A 17,068-nucleotide genomic window follows, 5' to 3' on the forward strand; every position below is an offset into this window, starting at 1 on the left:
CATAGACTTGATATGAAATTGGGCGGTACAAGCCATGATTGAAGCCCGAAATCTGTATCTTTGCTGACTAAAATCTGGATTAGCATAATTGAAGATGGATAAAGGATTGTCTCCAACGCAATTGCTTATATACTGCCTGCTTTGTGGCAATCCCTAGGTCATTCGTATTACCTAATGGACGTGATATTTCTTGCCCTTTTGAGCGGTATTCACAGTCATCAATCATATAAAGAGGTTATAAATGATGAAGTGTTTTCAGGCAGTGCAATCTAAACCATCCCTGTTAGCCATAGTGGTATTGACGACCGCGCTAGTTGCATCGGGTTGTACAACAATCAATCCCTATTCAAACGAAGAACAAACCGCTAAAGCGACCAGTGGCGCATTGATTGGTGCCGTCGCGGGTGCCGCAATTGGAGTGGTATCTTCGAGCAAGAGCGACCGCGGTAAAGGTGCCTTAATTGGTGCTGCATCGGGCGCTGCAGTCGGTGGTGGTATTGGTTATTACATGGATGTGCAAGAGACCAAATTACGCCAACAATTAGCCTCAACGGGCGTGAGTGTGACCCGTAACGGCGATAACATCATTTTGAATATGCCTAATGAAGTGACCTTCGGCGTAGATCAAACCGAGTTAAGTGACGGTGCTAAACGCGTGCTGAATTCAGTGGCGGTTGTGGCCAAGGAATACAGCAAAACGCAGCTTAACGTATTAGGTTATACGGACAGCAGTGGTTCAGACTCTTACAATTTACGTCTGTCACAGGTCCGTGCTAGCGAAGTGGGTAATTACTTGATGAGTAAAGGCGTTGCCTCTGCCCGTGTAAAATCAAAAGGTATGGGTGAAGCGAGTCCTATTGCATCAAATGCCAATGCAAATGGCCGAGCACAAAACCGCCGCGTTCAGATCGTACTAATACCAACGGGTAAATAGTCTGGTCTAAGCACAAAGTTCTCGCTGAAAAAGTCGCCTGGGGCGACTTTTTTGTTTTCAGTGGTGGGCTAATTGAGTGATTAGCTTGCCGTGTTTCAATTAGACAATTTGTCCTTTATGAAGCGCACCTTGAGTGACCTGCACCACAAACATATCACTGCTCATTACCTTGGGATGACTTCAGTTTGATCCCTTTATCGATTTCACGTTCTGTATGGGGATAAGTCACAAGAATGACTTTTAGTGCCTAAAGGAGAATATGACTATGATAAGCAAAAATGTGTTAGTAGCCTTGAGTTTAAGTCCTGTCATCATGGTGACAGCTGTACAAGGAGTGCCGATGAAAGCCGAACTGACCACAGGAGTCGCGCCGATAGAACTGCGCGCCGCAGGCAGTTTAAAGGCTGCGATGAATGATATTATTGCTGCTTATCAAGCACAGTCGCAAATGAGTGTTGTAGCGCAATATGCGCCCTCAGGTTTATTGTTAAAACGTATTCAAGAGGGCGAGAAAGTCGATATCTTTGCCTCGGCGAATATGAAACATCCACAGGCATTAGTGGATTCAGGTCAGGGCGAAGCAGTGCAAATGTTTGCCCGTAATCAACTCTGCGCCATTGCTCAAGACACAGTTCAGGTGACGAGTGCGACCTTACTCGATACCTTGTTAGATCCTAAGATTAAAGTCGGCACCTCAACCCCGAAAGCTGACCCCGCGGGTGATTATGCCTGGGCCATTTTTGCTAAGGCCGAAGTGGTAAAACCTAATGCGAAAGCCGCGTTAGAGACCAAGGCATTACAACTGACGGGCGGCCCTGAGAGCGTTAAACCGCCTAAAGATCGCAACCCCTATGGCTGGGTGATGGAAAACAAGCAAGCGGATATCTTTTTAACCTATTGCACTAATGCTGTGCTGGCTAAAAAAGAAGTGCCGAGTTTACAAATCATCGACTTACCGCAGGAACTCGCCGTGGGTGCCGACTATGGTTTACTGGTTTTACAAGGCGCTAATACTGCCGCTAAGCCGTTAGCTGAGTTTATTCTATCGACCAAAGGCCAAGCGATTTTGAGCAGTTATGGTTTCCAACCTCCGGCAAAATAGCCTTCTTTAGTTTTCCTGCGGGATAAAAAACGGCACCTTTGAGGTGCCGTTTTTGTTATTAGCTCAAACTGTTAAAGCGTTAGTTCATCAGGTATAGCGTCGCTAACCCGAGGAATGCGAACAGGCCAACCACGTCAGTGACTGTGGTGAGCACCATACCGCCAGCGAGGGCAGGATCGATTTTAAGTCGTTTTAAAATCAATGGAATACTCGCACCTGCAAGCCCTGCTACTGTCATATTGATCAGCATAGCGCTACCAATTAAGCCCGCCAGTGCCATATCATCCTTCCATAGCCACACGGCGATAAAGACTAAAATTGACCACATCAAGCCATTGAGAAAACCAATAGATAGCTCTTTACCGATAAGCCAGCGGGCGTTGCTTTGGCCGATATGGCCTAAAGCAATACCACGGATCACAAGCGCTAAGGTCTGATTACCGGCAACACCGCCCATGCTAGGGACAATCGTCATTAGGATGGCGATAGTGGCAAATTGCTCAATAGTGCCTTCAAACATATTGCTGACCGACGAGGCGAGCAGGGCGGCGAATAAGTTTATAGTGAGCCAGAGCGAGCGACGTAGGGTACTTTTTAGCACAGGACCAAAGGTATCTTCATCTCCATCCATCCCCGCCATCCCCATCATGGAATGTTCAGCATCTTCGCGGATAACATCGACTACGTCATCGATTGTGATACGCCCGAGCAGTTTACCATCACTGTCGACGACAGGTGCCGATACCCAGTCATTGCGTTCGAATTTCTGCGCGACTTCGCTGTCGGACATGCTCACCGGAATACTTTGAATATTGGGATCCATGATATTGCGAATTGTGGTGCTTGGCGCGCAAGTCAGCAGATCTGCCAGCCTAACCCCGCCAAGGACTTTGTCCTGTTTGTCGACCACATATAAGGTATCTGTGGTGTCGGGTAGGTTGCCCCTTTGCCGAAGATAGCGCAGCACCACATCGATATTCACATCGGGTCTTAAGGTGACTGTATCTGTGTTCATCAAGCTGCCGGCGGTCTCATCTGGATAAGATAGGGCTTGTTCTACCCTCAGGCGATTTTGTTCCGTCATCGACTGCAGCACTTGTTTGTAAACTGCGTCGGGTAGACTTCGCAGAATATAGGCGAGATCGTCGGTGTCCATGCTTGCTGTCGCTTTCGCGACTCGCTCAGGGCTCATGCTGCGGATAAGTGGGTCTTTGAGTTCTTCACTCAACTCATCGAGTATGTCGCCTATTTGTTCCTGATCGATGAGCTGCCACAATACTTGTCTGGCACTTGGCGGTGATGATTCTAAGATCAGCGCGATATCTGAGGCGGCCATTTTTTGCAGCATATTACGCACGTGTACGAACATGCCGCTGCTAAGCGCTTGGTTTAACTGGTCAAGACTATGTCCGGTGTGATCGTTTTCTGCATTATCTACGGGCATTTGTCCTCCATGGTGCGGCAAATTGGTTTGAGATCTTGGTGTTGGGCTATGATTTAGCGGTGACTAAGCGTCAGTCGATGACACAGATTAAGGCGGCTAAGGTAAGGTTAAGGCCAGCGCAATGACCGCTAGTGTAATCGCCTGTAGCTTGTATCGTCGAGCGACAAATGTTTTGCCATGTCTGAATGGCAAGTTTTTTAAACTAGACATGAAGTGAAACTAACGATGAAGTGCTTAGTGTGAAGTGAAACTAACAGGCTTCGTCAAACTTAGCGTCGATTAAGGCACAAATAGCATCGAGAGCCGGCTCTGCATCTGGGCCTTCGGCGATAAGCTTAATGGTTTTACCCATACCAGTTTCAAGCATCAGTAAGCCAAGTACACTGGCGGCCGATGCTTGTTTATCGCCTTGGATTAAGGTGATGGTCGCATCAAACTCGGAAGCCAGTACCACCAACTTAGTGGCGGCACGGGCATGTAAACCGAGCTTATTACAGATGGTTATCTGACGTTCAAGCTTTGGCATTATTGAGCTCTCGATGACGGGCATACACTTTATGTTTACCGTTACTAAAGCGTTTGGCCAATTGCTCTGCGACGTAAACCGATCTGTGCTGTCCACCTGTGCAGCCAATGGCCACAGTTAAATAACTGCGATTGTTACGCTCGAGGTGCGGCAGCCAAGTCTCCAGTAAATTTTCGATTTGCCAGATGAACTTATTAACCAGTGGTTGACGATTTAAGAACTCAGCTACGGGTTCATCTAAGCCAGTCAATGGCCGCAGCGCCAGCTCCCAGTGGGGATTGGGCAGGAAGCGCACATCGAACATAAAGTCGGCTTCGGTGGGCATTCCGTGCTTAAAGCCAAAGGACTCGAAGTTGATCACGAGTTCTTTATCGACACTACCAAGGAGAATTTGTCGGACTTGGTCGCTTAAATCATAGATATTCAAATTCGACGTATCTATGTAGTGATCGACCAGTTTTGACATAGGCTCAAGCAGTTTCCCCTCCAGCTTTATCGCTTCTTGCAAAGAGACTCGGCTCTTCGACAAAGGATGCAAACGGCGGGTTTCGCTGTAACGCTTGAGCAGAATTTTATCGCTGGAGTTAAGGAAGAAGCTCGTTAACTCAGTATCTGGAGGTAGGCTAGCGAGTTGTTTCACTAAGACCTTATCCTGCTCAGGCATGTTACGCACGTCGACACTGATGGCGACGAGATCGTTACTGCCTTTGAGTTGCTCAAGCAAACTGCCAATCAATGGCAAGGGAAGGTTATCGACACAATAATAGCCGAGATCTTCGAGTACCCTAAGGGCGACAGATTTGCCTGAGCCTGAGCGGCCCGACACTATGACCAGTTTCATCCAGTGATTACCTGATAGAGTTCCGTTTCATCATGCGTCTTGCGTAATTGCTTTAATATTTGCTTGTCGCTCAGCTTTTCGGCCATGCAAGACAAAGTACTTAAGTGCTGCTGACATTGGTCTGCAGGCACCAGTAGTGCAAATAAAATATCAACAGGTTGCTTATCGATAGCATCAAATGCTATCGGCTCTTCACACTTAATTAGTATGGCAATGGGCTGATCTATATCGGCTAGTCGACCATGTGGAATGGCGATGCCGTTACCTATACCTGTGCTCCCCATCTTTTCGCGCGCCACTAGGCTTTCGAATATCTCTTGAGATGAGAGGGTCGGGTACTGGGCAGCGACTAAGTCGCTGATGAGTTCCAGTACCTTTTTCTTGCTGCCCGGAGTGGCGCAGGTAGTGCACTCCGGCCGCAGTATGGTACAAAGTTCCATTATTAGTGTTTTGTTAACTTCTCTTTGTGTTTAATAACCTGACGGTCAAGCTTGTCAATCAGGGCGTCTATAGCGGCATACATGTCAGCATGCTCTGAAGTAGCAAAAACTTCACCACCTATGAGGTTTATTCTCGCTTCAGCAATTTGTTGCATTTTCTCAACATTGAGCACAACGTGCACATTATTGATCTGTTCGAAATGGCGTTCAAGTTTTGAAAACTTTTCTTCTACATATGCACGTAACGATTCGGTAATTTCGACATGGTGTCCACTTAGGTTTATTTGCATAGAAACGTCCTCCGATATCCACTGTAGGTTATAAACTTTTACGCTGATTAGAAGGTGGAATAAGCATAGCCTCTCGGTACTTCGCAATGGTTCTGCGGGCTACGTTGATCCCTTGTTCTGCCAGAAGTTGTGCCATCTTGCTATCGCTTAATGGTTTTTTCTGGTTTTCCGCTGCCACCAGTTTCTTTATAAAGGCTCTGATTGCTGTGGATGAGCACTCACCACCATCGTCAGTACCGACGTGGCTAGAGAAGAAGTATTTTAGTTCAAAAAGTCCCTTAGGGGTATGCATGTATTTTTGAGTTGTGACCCGTGAGATGGTGGACTCATGCATTTCTACCGCTTCGGCAATATCGTTAAGCACCATAGGCTTCATGGCTTCTTCACCGTACTCAAAGAAACCTTGCTGATATTGCACTATGCAATTAGCAACTTTAAGCAAAGTGTCGTTACGGCTTTCTAGACTCTTAATAAACCATTTAGCCTCTTGCAGATGGCCGCGAATAAATTGGCTATCGGCTTGGTTTTTTGTGCTGCGTGCCATAGAAGCATAATGTTGATTTACATTGATTTTGGGCATGCAGTCAGGATTAAGCTCAACGACCCAGCGGCCATTTTTCTTCGACACAGACACATCTGGGATAACGTATTCGTCATTATTGGGCGTGATCAACAAACCTGGGCGAGGATTGAGGGTTTGGATGAGTGCTATACCATCCCTTAATTCATCTTCTTTTAATTTAGTCTTACGCATCAATAACCTAAAATCACGGGCGGCGATCAGATCTAAATGATCTTTGATCAGCATGCGGGCGTTTTCTAGGTTGGGAGTATCAGCGGCGAAATGCGACAGTTGGATCAGCAGGCATTCACTTAAATCGCGTGCAGCAACGCCTATGGGATCAAAATGCTGAATGCGCTTGAGTACGGCTTCGACTTCGTCAAGCTCAACTTCAGGATTGCCCATGGCTTCGAGAATTTCTTCAGTGCTTTGGGTGAGATAGCCCTGATCGTCGATGGCATCAATAATGGCGGTGGCAATGGCTAAATCGGTTTCAGAAAACGGCGTGAGGTTTTTTTGCCATTCTAAGTGTTCGTACAAACCTTCACTGGTCTCACCTTGGAAGGGCATATCGTCTTCACGACTGCCGCCGGGGCCTGAGTTTGGGGAGGCGGTAAACACTTCATCCCATGTGGTGTCCATGGGGAGCTCATCGGGCATGGATTCTTTGGTTAGCGACTCTGCCGTGTCTATGGTGGAGCTGTCTTTTTCTGGTGGCAGAGTGCTAGATTCACTGAAATCCGTATCGGATAGCGTTTGGTTTACAGGGGTTTTAGTGGCGTCGAATTGATCCTCTTCCAGCTCGAGAAGGGGATTAGAATCTAATGCTTGCTGGATCTCTTGCTGCAGTTCTAATGACGACAGTTGCAACAGACGTATAGCCTGTTGTAATTGTGGCGTCATGGTTAACTGTTGACCCAGTTTGAGCTGGAGTGACGCTTTCATGTTACCGCTGATCCCTACGTTATTATTGTTGGATGAGGTCGCTTATTATCATTTTGAGTGAAGCCCAATGGCGGTATAAATTGCCTCCATTGGCTTCGCTCGATTAACTATAGCCTGAATTGTTCACCTAAGTACACAGCCCTAACTTGCTGATTGTCTAAGATCTCTGCTGGAGTTCCTTCGGCAATCAGGTTTCCGTGACTCACAATATAAGCATGTTCACATACATCTAATGTCTCGCGGACATTATGGTCTGTGATCAGTACGCCAAGGCCGCGACTTTTGAGTTGTTCGATAATCTTCTTGATGTCGATAACCGAAATAGGATCGACGCCAGCAAACGGTTCATCGAGCAAAATGAACTTAGGATTAGCGGCTAAAGCCCGCGCAATTTCGACGCGACGACGTTCGCCACCCGACAATGACATGCCTTGGCTGTCACGGATGTGGGTGATATGAAACTCTTCGAGCAGATGTTCTAGTTCTTCTTCTCGTTCTTCATTTTTAAGTTCTTTACGAGTTTGCAGTACGGCCATGATGTTGTCATGAACAGTTAGCTTACGAAAGATACTGGCTTCTTGCGGTAAGTAACCTATGCCTTTGCGGGCACGCAGATGCATAGGATCTGCGGTTAAATCATCATCGTCGATAAAGATATGTCCCTTATCGCTCTTCACTAGCCCGACAACCATGTAAAAGGTCGTGGTTTTACCTGCACCGTTTGGACCGAGTAGGCCAACGACTTGACCGGTTTTTACCGTCAGACTGACGTCTTTAACCACTTGGCGACTCTTGTAACTTTTCGCCAGATTTTGTGCTCTTAAGGTGATTTGGGTCATTTAGAGTCCTGCTTTTTTACAGGTTTATCCGCCGGAGCGTCTGATTTAGCATCATCTTGATAGTTTTCAGGCTGAATAATAGTGATCACGCGATCGTCACCACTGCCAGTACTCTCGGCCATCAATTTCTGTTGAATCATGTTATAGCGGATTAAATTGCCTGTAACTTGGCTACCCGCTTGATCTAATGACGCCATACCTTTCAGTGTTAAGGTGCGGCTTGCCATATCGTAACGAATTTCTTTCGCGCTAGCCGATGCAGGACGGCCATCGTCTAATATTTGGCTATACGTAGCAGGGTTACCTGTGGCGACCAAAGTTTTGCTATTTTCACCTTCAGCGGAAAATGCACGCAGTTCATTTGCTTGGATTTTTATTGAGCCTTGGGTAACTTCAACCGGACCAAAGAAAATGATCTGGTTGTTTTTGATATCCGCAGTTTGGCTCACAGCTTTAATTTTGACTTCTTGCTTTAAGTCGCCGACTTTCGCGAAAGCACTCATGCTCATAATTAGCATTAGGCTGGCAAGTAATACGTTATTTTGCTTCATATGTTCCTACTACCTGACTGGTCAATTGCACTTCTTGCGCGTTGAGGTCGGCATAAAGGCCTTGGCCTTGAATATTAAAATCTTTCCCTGTGACGTAAATGGTACGGTCAGAGGTCATTATCATAGTGTTGAGATCGAGTTCCAGATAACTGGTGGACAAGGTCTGAATCGGTTCTTCTGGGCTAATGGCATCGATAATAACATTATTTTCTAATACAACCTTGCCAGTTTCCTTGTTTAGCTTGCCCTGATCTGCCCTGAGTTGCCATTGTGCTTTACCTTGGTCTGGATAAACAAGATAAACAGGTTGAGTAAAGAAAGTTTGATTCGTTGAATCATAATGTTCCATGTGTTTCGCCGTCACACGGCTATTCACTAGTCCTTGCTCATTGAACTCAACACTGCGCAGATCTTCAACGATGAAATCTGGGGTATTTTGATCTTTTACTCTGTTATCGGAATCACCGCTGTGTTTGTTCTGGACCTGCCAGTAAAGCGCTAGTGCAGTTCCAAAAAAAGCGATAATCGCGAGTGTCACACGACTCATATACTCATTCCATGGGCCGAAGTGAATTTATTTTGACTTAGGAGTAACAGATCTGTGAGTTCACGCAGTGCACCGTGGCCACCATTGAGCGTAGTCACAAAATGGGCGTGTTGGCGTACATAGGGGTGGCCGTCAGCAACACTGACCGCTAAACCGACGACATTCATCACGGGGAGATCGACAATATCATCACCGATATAAGCCACTTCTTCTGGGGTGACACCATAAAGTGCGAGCAATGCTTCATAGGGCTCGAACTTATTGTCTACGCCTTGGTAAATATGGGTAACACCAAGGGCTGTCATACGGTTTTCAACGATTTTGGATTGACGTCCTGTGATCACGGCGAGGTTGAAACCGCTGGTGAGTAGTGAGCGCACGCCATAACCGTCACGGGTATGGAAGGCTTTGAGCTCTTCGCCACTATTGCTCAAGTAAATACGGCCGTCGGAAAACACCCCATCGACGTCACAAATCAACAGTTTAATCTTTTGCGCGCGTTGCCACACATCATCACTGATTGGGCCGTAAAATCCTTGCTGTGGCATTAAATGACTCCTGCTTTAACCATGTCTAGCATGTTAAGAGCGCCGATAGGATGGCGGTCTTTATCAATAACAATTAATCCGTTGATGTTTTTTGAGTCCATCACTTGCAGCGCTTGGGCGGCCAATACATTATCCGTGATCGTCACGCAGTTACGGGTCATCACATCGGCAATGGGCGTCGTGCGTAAATTCACTTCGGCATCAATAACGCGGCGTAAATCACCGTCGGTGAAGATACCAACCAGCTTGCGCTGATCATCAATAATCGCCGTCATGCCTAAGCCTTTCTTGGAGATTTCGTACAGAGCTTCTGTGATGCAAATATCGTGGTTAACGAGCGGTAAGTCATCACCGCTGTGCATGACATCGCAGACTTTTAACAATAACTTGCGTCCTAAAGCTCCGCCAGGATGGGACATAGCAAAATCATCACGGGTAAAGCCTTTCGCTTGTAGTAGCGCAATGGCGATGGCATCGCCCATCACTAAGGTCGCGGTAGTGCTCGACGTTGGGGCAAGTCCAAGTGGGCAAGCCTCTTCTGGGACTTCGATACATAAATGCACTTTAGATAATCGCGCCATATTCGATTCGGGTTTACCCGTTACCGCAATAACAGGCACGCCCATACGTTGGATGACCGGCATTAAGGTGAGGATTTCGCTCGACTCACCAGAATTAGAAATCGCTAAAATCACATCGTTATCGGCTAGTACACCGAGATCGCCGTGGCTGGCTTCACCCGGATGCACAAAAAAGGCGGGCGTTCCTGTGCTGGCGAGGGTGGCAGAAATCTTATTACCGATATGGCCCGATTTGCCCATGCCCATGACAATCACTTTGCCTGTGCAGTTAAGGATCAACTCGCAAGCTTCTGCAAATTCAGCCGAATCAACATATTGATAAAGATTGTCTAGGGCTGACTTTTCAATGTCGATAACTTTACAGCCCCATTGGCGCAGTTGTGATTTGTCTACCATGTCTATCTCTCTTTTTGCATTGTCTTTGTCGCCCCATTGATGGGATTGGAATAGCACAATTTGGTACGCGATAAAGATGATATGTAATAGGCTTTCTGCCAAGTTTTAGTTTGTTTTCAGACGATTTAGCTTATGTCTTGTTGTGGTGAATTCCCTAAAACAACAAAACAATTGCGGCAGGCTAGAGCGATTGATCCGACTCGTCAAGTTCAGCTGCGGCAGCTATTCATGCACAATAACCTGTTTAGCGGTCGAAGGTCTTGAGCAATATCATCGTCTTTGTCGTTTATTTCAATGGATTTATCCCGTATCGCGGCGGGTATTACCGCACGGGATGCCTCTATTTCACACTCGTATATCGACGCATCGCACCTAAAAGTGGACGAAGAGCGAGCTAAGTGCGAACGAATTAGCCAATATCGCCAATTCTGCAACTAGGTTGAAAACATTAAGTAACATTTTACCTGTGCAGAGTGAAAACTTAGGGCGCATTTTCGCTGTAAATGAGGCAAATTGAAAGTATCGCAGGGCGATAGTGTCGATTCGGTTGTAGGTTAAAGCGCAATTACGTACAATTTGCGGCTCTTCGATTGGTCAGTCTAGGAAGACTAGGATCACCTCTTTTGCAAATGTCGGAATCAAGCATGACTCAAGAACAAACGCCGTTGGTTGAGATCCGTAATTTGGGGTTTAGCCGCGGTCAGCGTGTGATATATGAAGATATTAGCCTGTCCATTCCAAGGGGCAAGGTGACGGCGATCATGGGGCCGAGCGGCATAGGCAAAACGACCCTGTTAAAGTTGATCGGCGGCCAATTAACGCCTGACCACGGACAAGTGCTATTTGATGGCCACGATATCCATGGCGTGAGTCGCAATGAATTATTTAGTCTGCGTAAGCGGATGAGCATGCTGTTTCAGAGTGGCGCGCTATTTACCGACATTAATGTGTTCGATAACGTGGCGTTTGCGCTGCGCGAACATTCTGGTCTGCCAGAAGACATTATTCGCACTATCGTGCTGATGAAGCTTGAAGCCGTAGGCTTGCGTGGCGCCGCCCAGATGATGCCAAGTGAGTTGTCCGGTGGTATGCAACGCCGCGCTGCATTGGCTAGAGCCATAGCGCTTGAACCTGAAATGGTGATGTACGATGAGCCTTTTGCAGGGCAAGACCCAATATCGATGGGTGTGTTAGTAAAGCTTATTCGTGAGTTATCCGATGCGCTGAATCTGACTTCAATTGTAGTGTCCCACGATGTGGATGAAGTGCTTGGCATTGCCGATTATGTGTATGTGGTGGCTGACAAAAAAGTCATCGCCCACGGTACCCCTGAAGAATTAAAGTACGCTGATAATCCGCAGCTGAAACAGTTTATTCAAGGTGCTCCGGACGGCCCCGTGCCGTTCCATTATCCGGCAAATGATTACCAGCAAGAATTAATGGCAAAAGGAGTTGGCAAGTGAAGTTAATCGACAGTATTGCCGACTTAGGCCGCAGCGCGATTGAGCTAGTGCTCGGCTTTGGCCGTGCAGGCCTTATGCTGTGGGGCGCGATTTTTCGCTGGCCACGCGTGCGTAAAGGTTTTCCATTATTAGTGCGCCAGATTTATGTGGTCGGTGTGCAATCCATGGTGATTATTTTAGTCTCAGGACTCTTTATCGGCATGGTGCTCGCACTACAAGGCTACAACATCTTAGTTGGTTTTGGCACTGAAGAAAGCTTAGGTCCTATGGTGGCGCTCAGTTTACTGCGTGAGTTAGGGCCAGTTGTTACCGCGTTATTGTTTGCGGGACGGGCGGGTTCAGCATTAACCGCTGAAATTGGTTTAATGAAAAGCACTGAGCAGCTTTCCAGTTTAGAAATGATGGCGATTGACCCATTAAGGCAGATTATTGCACCGCGCTTTTGGGCTGGAGTGATCAGTATGCCATTGCTGGCGTTGATGTTTACCGCTGTAGGTATTTATGGCGGGCACCTTGTTGGCGTGGAATGGAAAGGGATCGACAGTGGTGCGTTTTGGTCGATTCTGCAGGCGTCTGTCGAATGGCGTCAGGACATAGTTAACTGCTTGATCAAAAGTGGTGTGTTTGCCGTAGTGGTCACTTGGATTGCGTTATATCGCGGTTATCAAGTGATCCCAAATCCGGAAGGCATCAGCCGTGCAACGACCCAGACTGTCGTTCAGTCGAGCCTCGCTGTATTGGCATTGGATTTTTTACTGACAGCCCTGATGTTTGGCCGCTAACGGAACACTGCGGATTTCGACACAGGTTAGATGGATTAACAGAGTGGTAGCTGAACATGTTGACACGAAAAATTGAATTATTAGTGGGTGTGTTTCTTTTAACAGGATTGGCCGCTTTTTTGGTCTTAGTCTTTAACGTCGCCAATATTGAAGTGAAAAGCAGCGATAGCACTTATACCATACAAGCCAATTTTACCAACATTGGTGGTTTGAAGGTGCGTTCGCCAGTCAAGGTTGGCGGTGTTGTCGTTGGCCGAGTGAGCAGCATAGATTTAGACCCAGTTAAGTTAGTGGCTGTGGTTACATTAGTAATGGACAAGCGTTACGATAAATTCCCTGAAACCAGTAGTTTAGCTATTTTGACTTCGGGTTTGTTGGGCGAGCAATTCTTAGGGTTAACACCGGGTTTTGTCGACGATGATGTCAGTATGCTGAAAGACGGCGATAAGATTGACGACACCCGCTCGGCATTAGTGTTGGAGGAGCTGATTGGTCAGTTCTTATATAGTATGGGTTCGAAGGATAAATAGGGGTTACCGCTATGTTTAAAAACTTATCTCGTTTTTTATTGCCGTTAGTGATGGTTTTAGGGACAACGAGCGCTGTCGCCGCCGATGTGGTTGTCGATACGACAGATCCGTATGCCATGGTGAAAGCCGTTGCCAATAAAACCTTCGATCGTTTTCACAAAGATAAAGCATTAATCGATGCAAATTCAGACCATTTAAAGGTGATTGTTCGTGAAGAACTCATGCCTTATGTCGATTATAAATACGCTTCTTATAAGGTATTAGGCCAATATCTTAAGGATTCAACCGAAGAGCAACGCAATCGTTTCGTCAATGCTTTTGAAGGTTATTTAATCTCTACTTATGCCCAAGCCTTTACTGAATATACTAATCAAAAAGTGGAATTCTCACCTGGGATTGATTTCAGCAAAGAGAAAATGGTCGATGTAAACGTGCAGATCATCGAAGCTGGTCGCCCGCCGATTAAACTGCTGTTTAAGGCGCGCCGTTTAAAGGATGACTCGTGGAAGGCATTTGATTTAGTTGCCGAAGGTGTGAGCTTACTGTCTTCTAAGCAGTCGGAAATCTCTAATCTAATTCGCCAACAGGGTATCGATCCCGTGATTAAGATGCTCGAAGATCGCACAAAAGAGAAAGTGGTCATGAAGGCTAAGTCAGGGAAGTCACAGTCGTGATTGAATTTGTGCAACAGGGGACAGTTTGTCATCTCAAAGGGCGCATAACCCAAGCCGATGTCATTACACTTTGGCCACAGCGACAACAACTGCTAAATGAGTCAACCCAGATATTGTCTCTGTCTGGGCTCGAATACAGTGATAGCGCTGGCATGGCATTTTTGCTGGCGTTAGTGCGTGAACATCGCAGCCAACTTGTATTGAGTTCTGCTTCACCACAACTTAAAAAACTAATTGATTTATATGATTTAGATGCCTTCTTTACCGAAGAAGCGCATTGAGAATAGGGTAATAGATTTCATGGAATGCAGCTTAATCGAACAGATTTTACGTGATGCGTTAGGGCTTGAAGAAGTTCACGCTAGCTCGGATGGTAGCCATTATAAAGTGATCGCCGTAGGTGAATGCTTCGATGGTATGAGCCGAGTCAAACAGCAACAAGCCATTTATGCACCGTTGACGGCACACATTGCCAGCGGTGAATTACATGCATTAACGATCAAAACTTTCACGCCGACTCAATGGAAACGCGAAAAAGTTTTCAACATGCCTAGCTAGTGAGGAAAAGTGGATAAACTAACAATTCAGGCAAGCCCCCCGCTTGCCGGTGATGTGATTATTTCGGGTGCTAAAAATGCAGCTTTGCCTATTCTGATGGCGGGTGTATTGGCTGAAACCGATTTTGTGGTTTCTAACGTGCCCAATCTACGTGATGTGAGTACGAGCTGTAAGTTATTACGCTGTCTCGGCGCTGAAGTGACTGAACTCGGTGACGGACAGATCCGCATTTCTACCACTAATCTGAATGAGTTTTGCGCTCCCTATGATCTCGTGAAAACCATGCGTGCTTCTATCTTGATCTTAGGGCCGTTATTGGCTCGTTATGGTACGGCTGATGTGTCATTGCCTGGCGGCTGTGCCATTGGCGCAAGACCAGTGAACTTGCACTTACATGGCCTCGAAATGATGGGCGCCAAGATTGAAGTGAAAGAAGGTTATATCAAGGCCCGTGTTGATGGTCGTCTTAAAGGCGCACATATCTTTATGGACATGGTGAGTGTTGGAGCCACTGAAAACTTACTGATGGCCGCAGCATTAGCCGATGGCGAAACCGTGATTGAAAACGCGGCCCGTGAACCTGAAGTGATCGATCTCGCTAATTGCTTAATTGCCATGGGTGCAAAAATCACTGGTGTAGGCAGTGCGACACTGCGTATCCAAGGGGTTGAGCGTTTACAGGGCTGCAATTACCGAGTTATGCCAGATCGTATCGAAACCGGTTCCTTCCTCGTTGCTGCCGCGGTGACCCGTGGTCGTATTCGTTGTTTAAAAGCCGATCCTGCTTCACTGGAGTCGGTTATCGCAAAACTTGAAGATGCAGGCGCGACGATTACTACGGGCGAAGATTGGATTGATCTCGATATGCAGGGTAAACGTCCGAAGGCGGTGAATATCAAGACGGCACCTTATCCTGGTTTCCCAACCGATATGCAGGCGCAGTTTTGTGTGCTCAATGCCTTAGCACAAGGTACGGCAACCATAACTGAGACTATCTTCGAAAATCGTTTTATGCATGTGCCTGAACTTATCCGTATGGGCGCTACCATGGAGCTTGAAGGCAACACCTGCATCATTCAAGGGATTGAATCTTTAAGTGGTGCTCAGGTAATGGCGACGGATTTACGTGCGTCAGCGAGTCTAGTGATTGCTGGCTTAGTGGCCGATGGTAAGACGATTGTCGATCGTATCTATCACTTAGATCGTGGCTATGAGCATATTGAGAATAAGTTTCAAGGTTTAGGCGCACAGGTTGTGCGTATTCAGTGATCTGTTACTGATTTAAGCTAATTTTGAATCATTAAAAAACCAGCTAAATGCTGGTTTTTTGTTTTCTGCCTTTGAGCGCGTAATGCTGAGTGACGCTCTAGTTATCGATCACAACCTTCTCATCGATAATCACAGGTAACTCTTGTTGTTTACCTTGGCGTATCACAGTCATCATCACTTTCTTACCCGGTGTAGTTTCAGCGATACGGTCCATTAGCATTTCAACGCCTGGCACATCTTCACCATCGTATTTAATAATCACATCCCTTGGCATTAGCAGGGCACGGGCCGCAGGGCCATTAGGATCGACACCCGTAACGAGCACACCTTTTAGATCGGGTAGATTAAGGATTTGTGCCACTACAGGATTAATCGGCTCGCCTGAAATTCCTAAAGCGCCACGGATCACTCGACCATTTTTAATCAACTTACCCATAATGCTGTGGGCTAATTTAATCGGGATAGCGAAGTTAATCCCGTGGCCGCCGCCTTCTTCACCCACTTGGAATGCTGCGGTATTAATACCGATAAGGCTGCCGTTAGTGTCAATGAGTGCGCCACCCGAGTTACCCGCATTAATCGCTGCATCGGTTTGTAGGAAGTCTAAGTAACCTGAACTTAAGCCGTTACGCCCCGTGGCACTGATGATGCCTTGGGTAATGGTCTGGCCTAAATTGTAGGGATTACCAATAGCGAGTACGACATCACCGACTTGAGGCGGACTGTCGAGATTAACGGGGACAATTGGTAAGTTATCGCCTTCAATTTTGAGTACCGATAAATCGGTTTCAGGATCGAAACCAACCACTTCAGAGGTAAATTTGCGTCCATCTTGCAGGGCGACAACAATCTCATCGGCTTTCTTAATGACATGATAATTAGTGAGAATATAACCTTCTTTACTCATTATCACCCCAGAACCTAGACCTTGAAGTGAGCCTGAATTAAGCGGCCGATTCTGATCTATGCTGAGGCTATAAATATTGACAACAGCAGGAGCTGCACGGCGTACCGCCTTGGCAAAGGATAGCTCGACTGTGTTGTTGGCACGGGTTTGTAGCAGACTACTACCGAGGGATTGGTTATCGAAATAACGTGTCACCAATAAAAACATGGCCGCCATGATAAGGCCGAAAAGGGTGGCTTTACCGAGATATAACAGAGTGTCTTTTATAGTCATGGCAGGATGGATCTAGAAAAAGGTGAGTTAGATTAACATGTTTAATCGATGTAAGCATAGGGAACC

At 46.6% G+C, this 17,068-nt stretch carries 22 protein-coding genes; 10 read left to right on the top strand and 12 right to left on the bottom strand.

Annotated features, from left to right (window positions below):
- Positions 1–244 precede the first annotated feature (244 nt).
- Positions 245–934 (top strand): YiaD family glycine zipper/OmpA-like lipoprotein, encoded by a 690-nt coding sequence (locus RA178_RS03325; protein WP_306685389.1) that lies wholly within the window; start codon positions 245–247, stop codon positions 932–934.
- A gap of 265 nt (positions 935–1,199) precedes the next feature.
- A complete protein-coding gene (locus RA178_RS03330) occupies positions 1,200–2,036 on the top strand; it encodes a molybdate ABC transporter substrate-binding protein (RefSeq protein WP_306684532.1) in 837 nt (278 codons plus the stop codon).
- Between the two features lie 79 nt (positions 2,037–2,115).
- Here RA178_RS03330 and mgtE read toward each other — a convergent pair whose 3' ends face one another.
- From mgtE to RA178_RS03385, 11 genes are all read right to left on the bottom strand, one after another.
- The gene (gene mgtE, locus RA178_RS03335; RefSeq protein ID WP_306684534.1) at positions 2,116–3,480 is read right to left on the bottom strand and encodes a magnesium transporter; all 1,365 of its coding nucleotides are present in this window, start codon (positions 3,478–3,480) and stop codon (positions 2,116–2,118) included.
- 250 nt (positions 3,481–3,730) lie between these two features.
- Positions 3,731–4,006, bottom strand: a complete 276-nt coding sequence (locus RA178_RS03340; protein ID WP_006083073.1) for an HPr family phosphocarrier protein — start codon at positions 4,004–4,006, stop codon at positions 3,731–3,733.
- Positions 3,993–4,847 carry an RNase adapter RapZ gene (gene rapZ, locus RA178_RS03345; protein ID WP_105251390.1) on the bottom strand — a complete coding sequence of 285 codons (855 nt, stop codon included), beginning with the start codon at positions 4,845–4,847 and terminating at the stop codon, positions 3,993–3,995. The genes RA178_RS03340 and rapZ overlap by 14 nt, the downstream gene beginning before the upstream one ends.
- Positions 4,844–5,287 carry a PTS IIA-like nitrogen regulatory protein PtsN gene (ptsN, locus tag RA178_RS03350; RefSeq protein WP_006083071.1) on the bottom strand — a complete coding sequence of 148 codons (444 nt, stop codon included), beginning with the start codon at positions 5,285–5,287 and terminating at the stop codon, positions 4,844–4,846. Before ptsN ends, rapZ begins: the two co-directional genes overlap by 4 nt.
- Before the next feature lie 2 nt (positions 5,288–5,289).
- Entirely contained in the window at positions 5,290–5,577 is a 288-nt protein-coding gene (hpf, locus tag RA178_RS03355; RefSeq protein WP_006083070.1) for a ribosome hibernation promoting factor, read from the bottom strand.
- Between the two features lie 28 nt (positions 5,578–5,605).
- On the bottom strand, positions 5,606–7,084 hold the full coding sequence (locus RA178_RS03360; RefSeq protein WP_105251391.1) for an RNA polymerase factor sigma-54: 1,479 nt from the start codon (positions 7,082–7,084) through the stop codon (positions 5,606–5,608).
- Between the two features lie 107 nt (positions 7,085–7,191).
- Entirely contained in the window at positions 7,192–7,923 is a 732-nt protein-coding gene (gene lptB, locus RA178_RS03365) for an LPS export ABC transporter ATP-binding protein (RefSeq protein ID WP_105251392.1), read from the bottom strand.
- A complete protein-coding gene (lptA, locus tag RA178_RS03370) occupies positions 7,920–8,474 on the bottom strand; it encodes a lipopolysaccharide transport periplasmic protein LptA (protein WP_105251393.1) in 555 nt (184 codons plus the stop codon). Before lptA ends, lptB begins: the two co-directional genes overlap by 4 nt.
- Positions 8,461–9,021, bottom strand: coding sequence for an LPS export ABC transporter periplasmic protein LptC (gene lptC, locus RA178_RS03375; protein ID WP_105251394.1), 561 nt, complete (start codon positions 9,019–9,021; stop codon positions 8,461–8,463). The genes lptA and lptC overlap by 14 nt, the downstream gene beginning before the upstream one ends.
- Positions 9,018–9,569, bottom strand: coding sequence for a 3-deoxy-manno-octulosonate-8-phosphatase KdsC (gene kdsC, locus RA178_RS03380; protein WP_028759542.1), 552 nt, complete (start codon positions 9,567–9,569; stop codon positions 9,018–9,020). Before kdsC ends, lptC begins: the two co-directional genes overlap by 4 nt.
- Positions 9,569–10,546 (bottom strand): KpsF/GutQ family sugar-phosphate isomerase, encoded by a 978-nt coding sequence (locus RA178_RS03385; RefSeq protein WP_168825500.1) that lies wholly within the window; start codon positions 10,544–10,546, stop codon positions 9,569–9,571. Before RA178_RS03385 ends, kdsC begins: the two co-directional genes overlap by 1 nt.
- A gap of 279 nt (positions 10,547–10,825) precedes the next feature.
- Here RA178_RS03385 and RA178_RS03390 point away from each other — a divergent pair, with 279 nt between their 5' ends.
- The 8 genes from RA178_RS03390 to murA all read left to right on the top strand — a co-directional run bounded on the left by RA178_RS03390 (position 10,826) and on the right by murA (position 15,822).
- A complete protein-coding gene (locus RA178_RS03390) occupies positions 10,826–10,984 on the top strand; it encodes a hypothetical protein (protein WP_155730104.1) in 159 nt (52 codons plus the stop codon).
- 206 nt (positions 10,985–11,190) lie between these two features.
- Positions 11,191–12,009 (top strand): phospholipid ABC transporter ATP-binding protein MlaF, encoded by an 819-nt coding sequence (gene mlaF / locus RA178_RS03395; protein WP_063882287.1) that lies wholly within the window; start codon positions 11,191–11,193, stop codon positions 12,007–12,009.
- A complete protein-coding gene (gene mlaE / locus RA178_RS03400; RefSeq protein WP_105251396.1) occupies positions 12,006–12,791 on the top strand; it encodes a lipid asymmetry maintenance ABC transporter permease subunit MlaE in 786 nt (261 codons plus the stop codon). Before mlaF ends, mlaE begins: the two co-directional genes overlap by 4 nt.
- Before the next feature lie 56 nt (positions 12,792–12,847).
- Positions 12,848–13,321, top strand: coding sequence for an outer membrane lipid asymmetry maintenance protein MlaD (gene mlaD / locus RA178_RS03405; protein WP_028759401.1), 474 nt, complete (start codon positions 12,848–12,850; stop codon positions 13,319–13,321).
- Positions 13,322–13,332: 11 nt separating this feature from the next.
- Positions 13,333–13,995 carry an MlaC/ttg2D family ABC transporter substrate-binding protein gene (locus RA178_RS03410; RefSeq protein ID WP_306684538.1) on the top strand — a complete coding sequence of 221 codons (663 nt, stop codon included), beginning with the start codon at positions 13,333–13,335 and terminating at the stop codon, positions 13,993–13,995.
- A complete protein-coding gene (locus tag RA178_RS03415; RefSeq protein ID WP_105251398.1) occupies positions 13,992–14,276 on the top strand; it encodes an STAS domain-containing protein in 285 nt (94 codons plus the stop codon). The genes RA178_RS03410 and RA178_RS03415 overlap by 4 nt, the downstream gene beginning before the upstream one ends.
- A 19-nt stretch (positions 14,277–14,295) precedes the next feature.
- Complete coding sequence (locus RA178_RS03420; protein WP_006086065.1) at positions 14,296–14,553, top strand: BolA family protein; 258 nt, start codon at positions 14,296–14,298, stop codon at positions 14,551–14,553.
- A 9-nt stretch (positions 14,554–14,562) separates the two neighbouring features.
- Positions 14,563–15,822: a UDP-N-acetylglucosamine 1-carboxyvinyltransferase gene (murA, locus tag RA178_RS03425; RefSeq protein WP_306684540.1), complete on the top strand. Its 1,260-nt coding sequence runs from the start codon at positions 14,563–14,565 to the stop codon at positions 15,820–15,822.
- Between the two features lie 97 nt (positions 15,823–15,919).
- Here the strand turns inward: murA and degS are convergent, their stop codons facing one another.
- Positions 15,920–17,002 (bottom strand): outer membrane-stress sensor serine endopeptidase DegS, encoded by a 1,083-nt coding sequence (degS, locus tag RA178_RS03430; protein WP_105251400.1) that lies wholly within the window; start codon positions 17,000–17,002, stop codon positions 15,920–15,922.
- Positions 17,003–17,068 lie beyond the last annotated feature (66 nt).

Origin of the sequence: Shewanella oncorhynchi, assembly GCF_030848765.1 — a bacterium.
Taxonomy (GTDB): Bacteria; Pseudomonadota; Gammaproteobacteria; order Enterobacterales; family Shewanellaceae; genus Shewanella; species Shewanella oncorhynchi.

Excerpts from the sequence above, each read along its gene's own strand:
- RA178_RS03325 (WP_306685389.1), top strand. The coding sequence starts at position 245 with ATGAAGTGTTTTCAGGCAGTGCAATCTAAACCATCCCTGTTAGCCATA.
- RA178_RS03340 (WP_006083073.1), bottom strand. The coding sequence starts at position 4,006 with ATGCCAAAGCTTGAACGTCAGATAACCATCTGTAATAAGCTCGGTTTA.
- lptB (WP_105251392.1), bottom strand. The coding sequence starts at position 7,923 with ATGACCCAAATCACCTTAAGAGCACAAAATCTGGCGAAAAGTTACAAG.
- mlaD (WP_028759401.1), top strand. The coding sequence starts at position 12,848 with ATGTTGACACGAAAAATTGAATTATTAGTGGGTGTGTTTCTTTTAACA.
- ptsN (WP_006083071.1), bottom strand. The coding sequence starts at position 5,287 with ATGGAACTTTGTACCATACTGCGGCCGGAGTGCACTACCTGCGCCACT.
- RA178_RS03385 (WP_168825500.1), bottom strand. The coding sequence starts at position 10,546 with ATGGTAGACAAATCACAACTGCGCCAATGGGGCTGTAAAGTTATCGAC.
- RA178_RS03420 (WP_006086065.1), top strand. The coding sequence starts at position 14,296 with ATGGAATGCAGCTTAATCGAACAGATTTTACGTGATGCGTTAGGGCTT.
- mgtE (WP_306684534.1), bottom strand. The coding sequence starts at position 3,480 with ATGCCCGTAGATAATGCAGAAAACGATCACACCGGACATAGTCTTGAC.
- rapZ (WP_105251390.1), bottom strand. The coding sequence starts at position 4,847 with ATGAAACTGGTCATAGTGTCGGGCCGCTCAGGCTCAGGCAAATCTGTC.
- hpf (WP_006083070.1), bottom strand. The coding sequence starts at position 5,577 with ATGCAAATAAACCTAAGTGGACACCATGTCGAAATTACCGAATCGTTA.
- lptA (WP_105251393.1), bottom strand. The coding sequence starts at position 8,474 with ATGAAGCAAAATAACGTATTACTTGCCAGCCTAATGCTAATTATGAGC.
- degS (WP_105251400.1), bottom strand. The coding sequence starts at position 17,002 with ATGACTATAAAAGACACTCTGTTATATCTCGGTAAAGCCACCCTTTTC.
- mlaF (WP_063882287.1), top strand. The coding sequence starts at position 11,191 with ATGACTCAAGAACAAACGCCGTTGGTTGAGATCCGTAATTTGGGGTTT.
- kdsC (WP_028759542.1), bottom strand. The coding sequence starts at position 9,569 with ATGCCACAGCAAGGATTTTACGGCCCAATCAGTGATGATGTGTGGCAA.
- RA178_RS03410 (WP_306684538.1), top strand. The coding sequence starts at position 13,333 with ATGTTTAAAAACTTATCTCGTTTTTTATTGCCGTTAGTGATGGTTTTA.
- RA178_RS03360 (WP_105251391.1), bottom strand. The coding sequence starts at position 7,084 with ATGAAAGCGTCACTCCAGCTCAAACTGGGTCAACAGTTAACCATGACG.
- lptC (WP_105251394.1), bottom strand. The coding sequence starts at position 9,021 with ATGAGTCGTGTGACACTCGCGATTATCGCTTTTTTTGGAACTGCACTA.
- RA178_RS03330 (WP_306684532.1), top strand. The coding sequence starts at position 1,200 with ATGATAAGCAAAAATGTGTTAGTAGCCTTGAGTTTAAGTCCTGTCATC.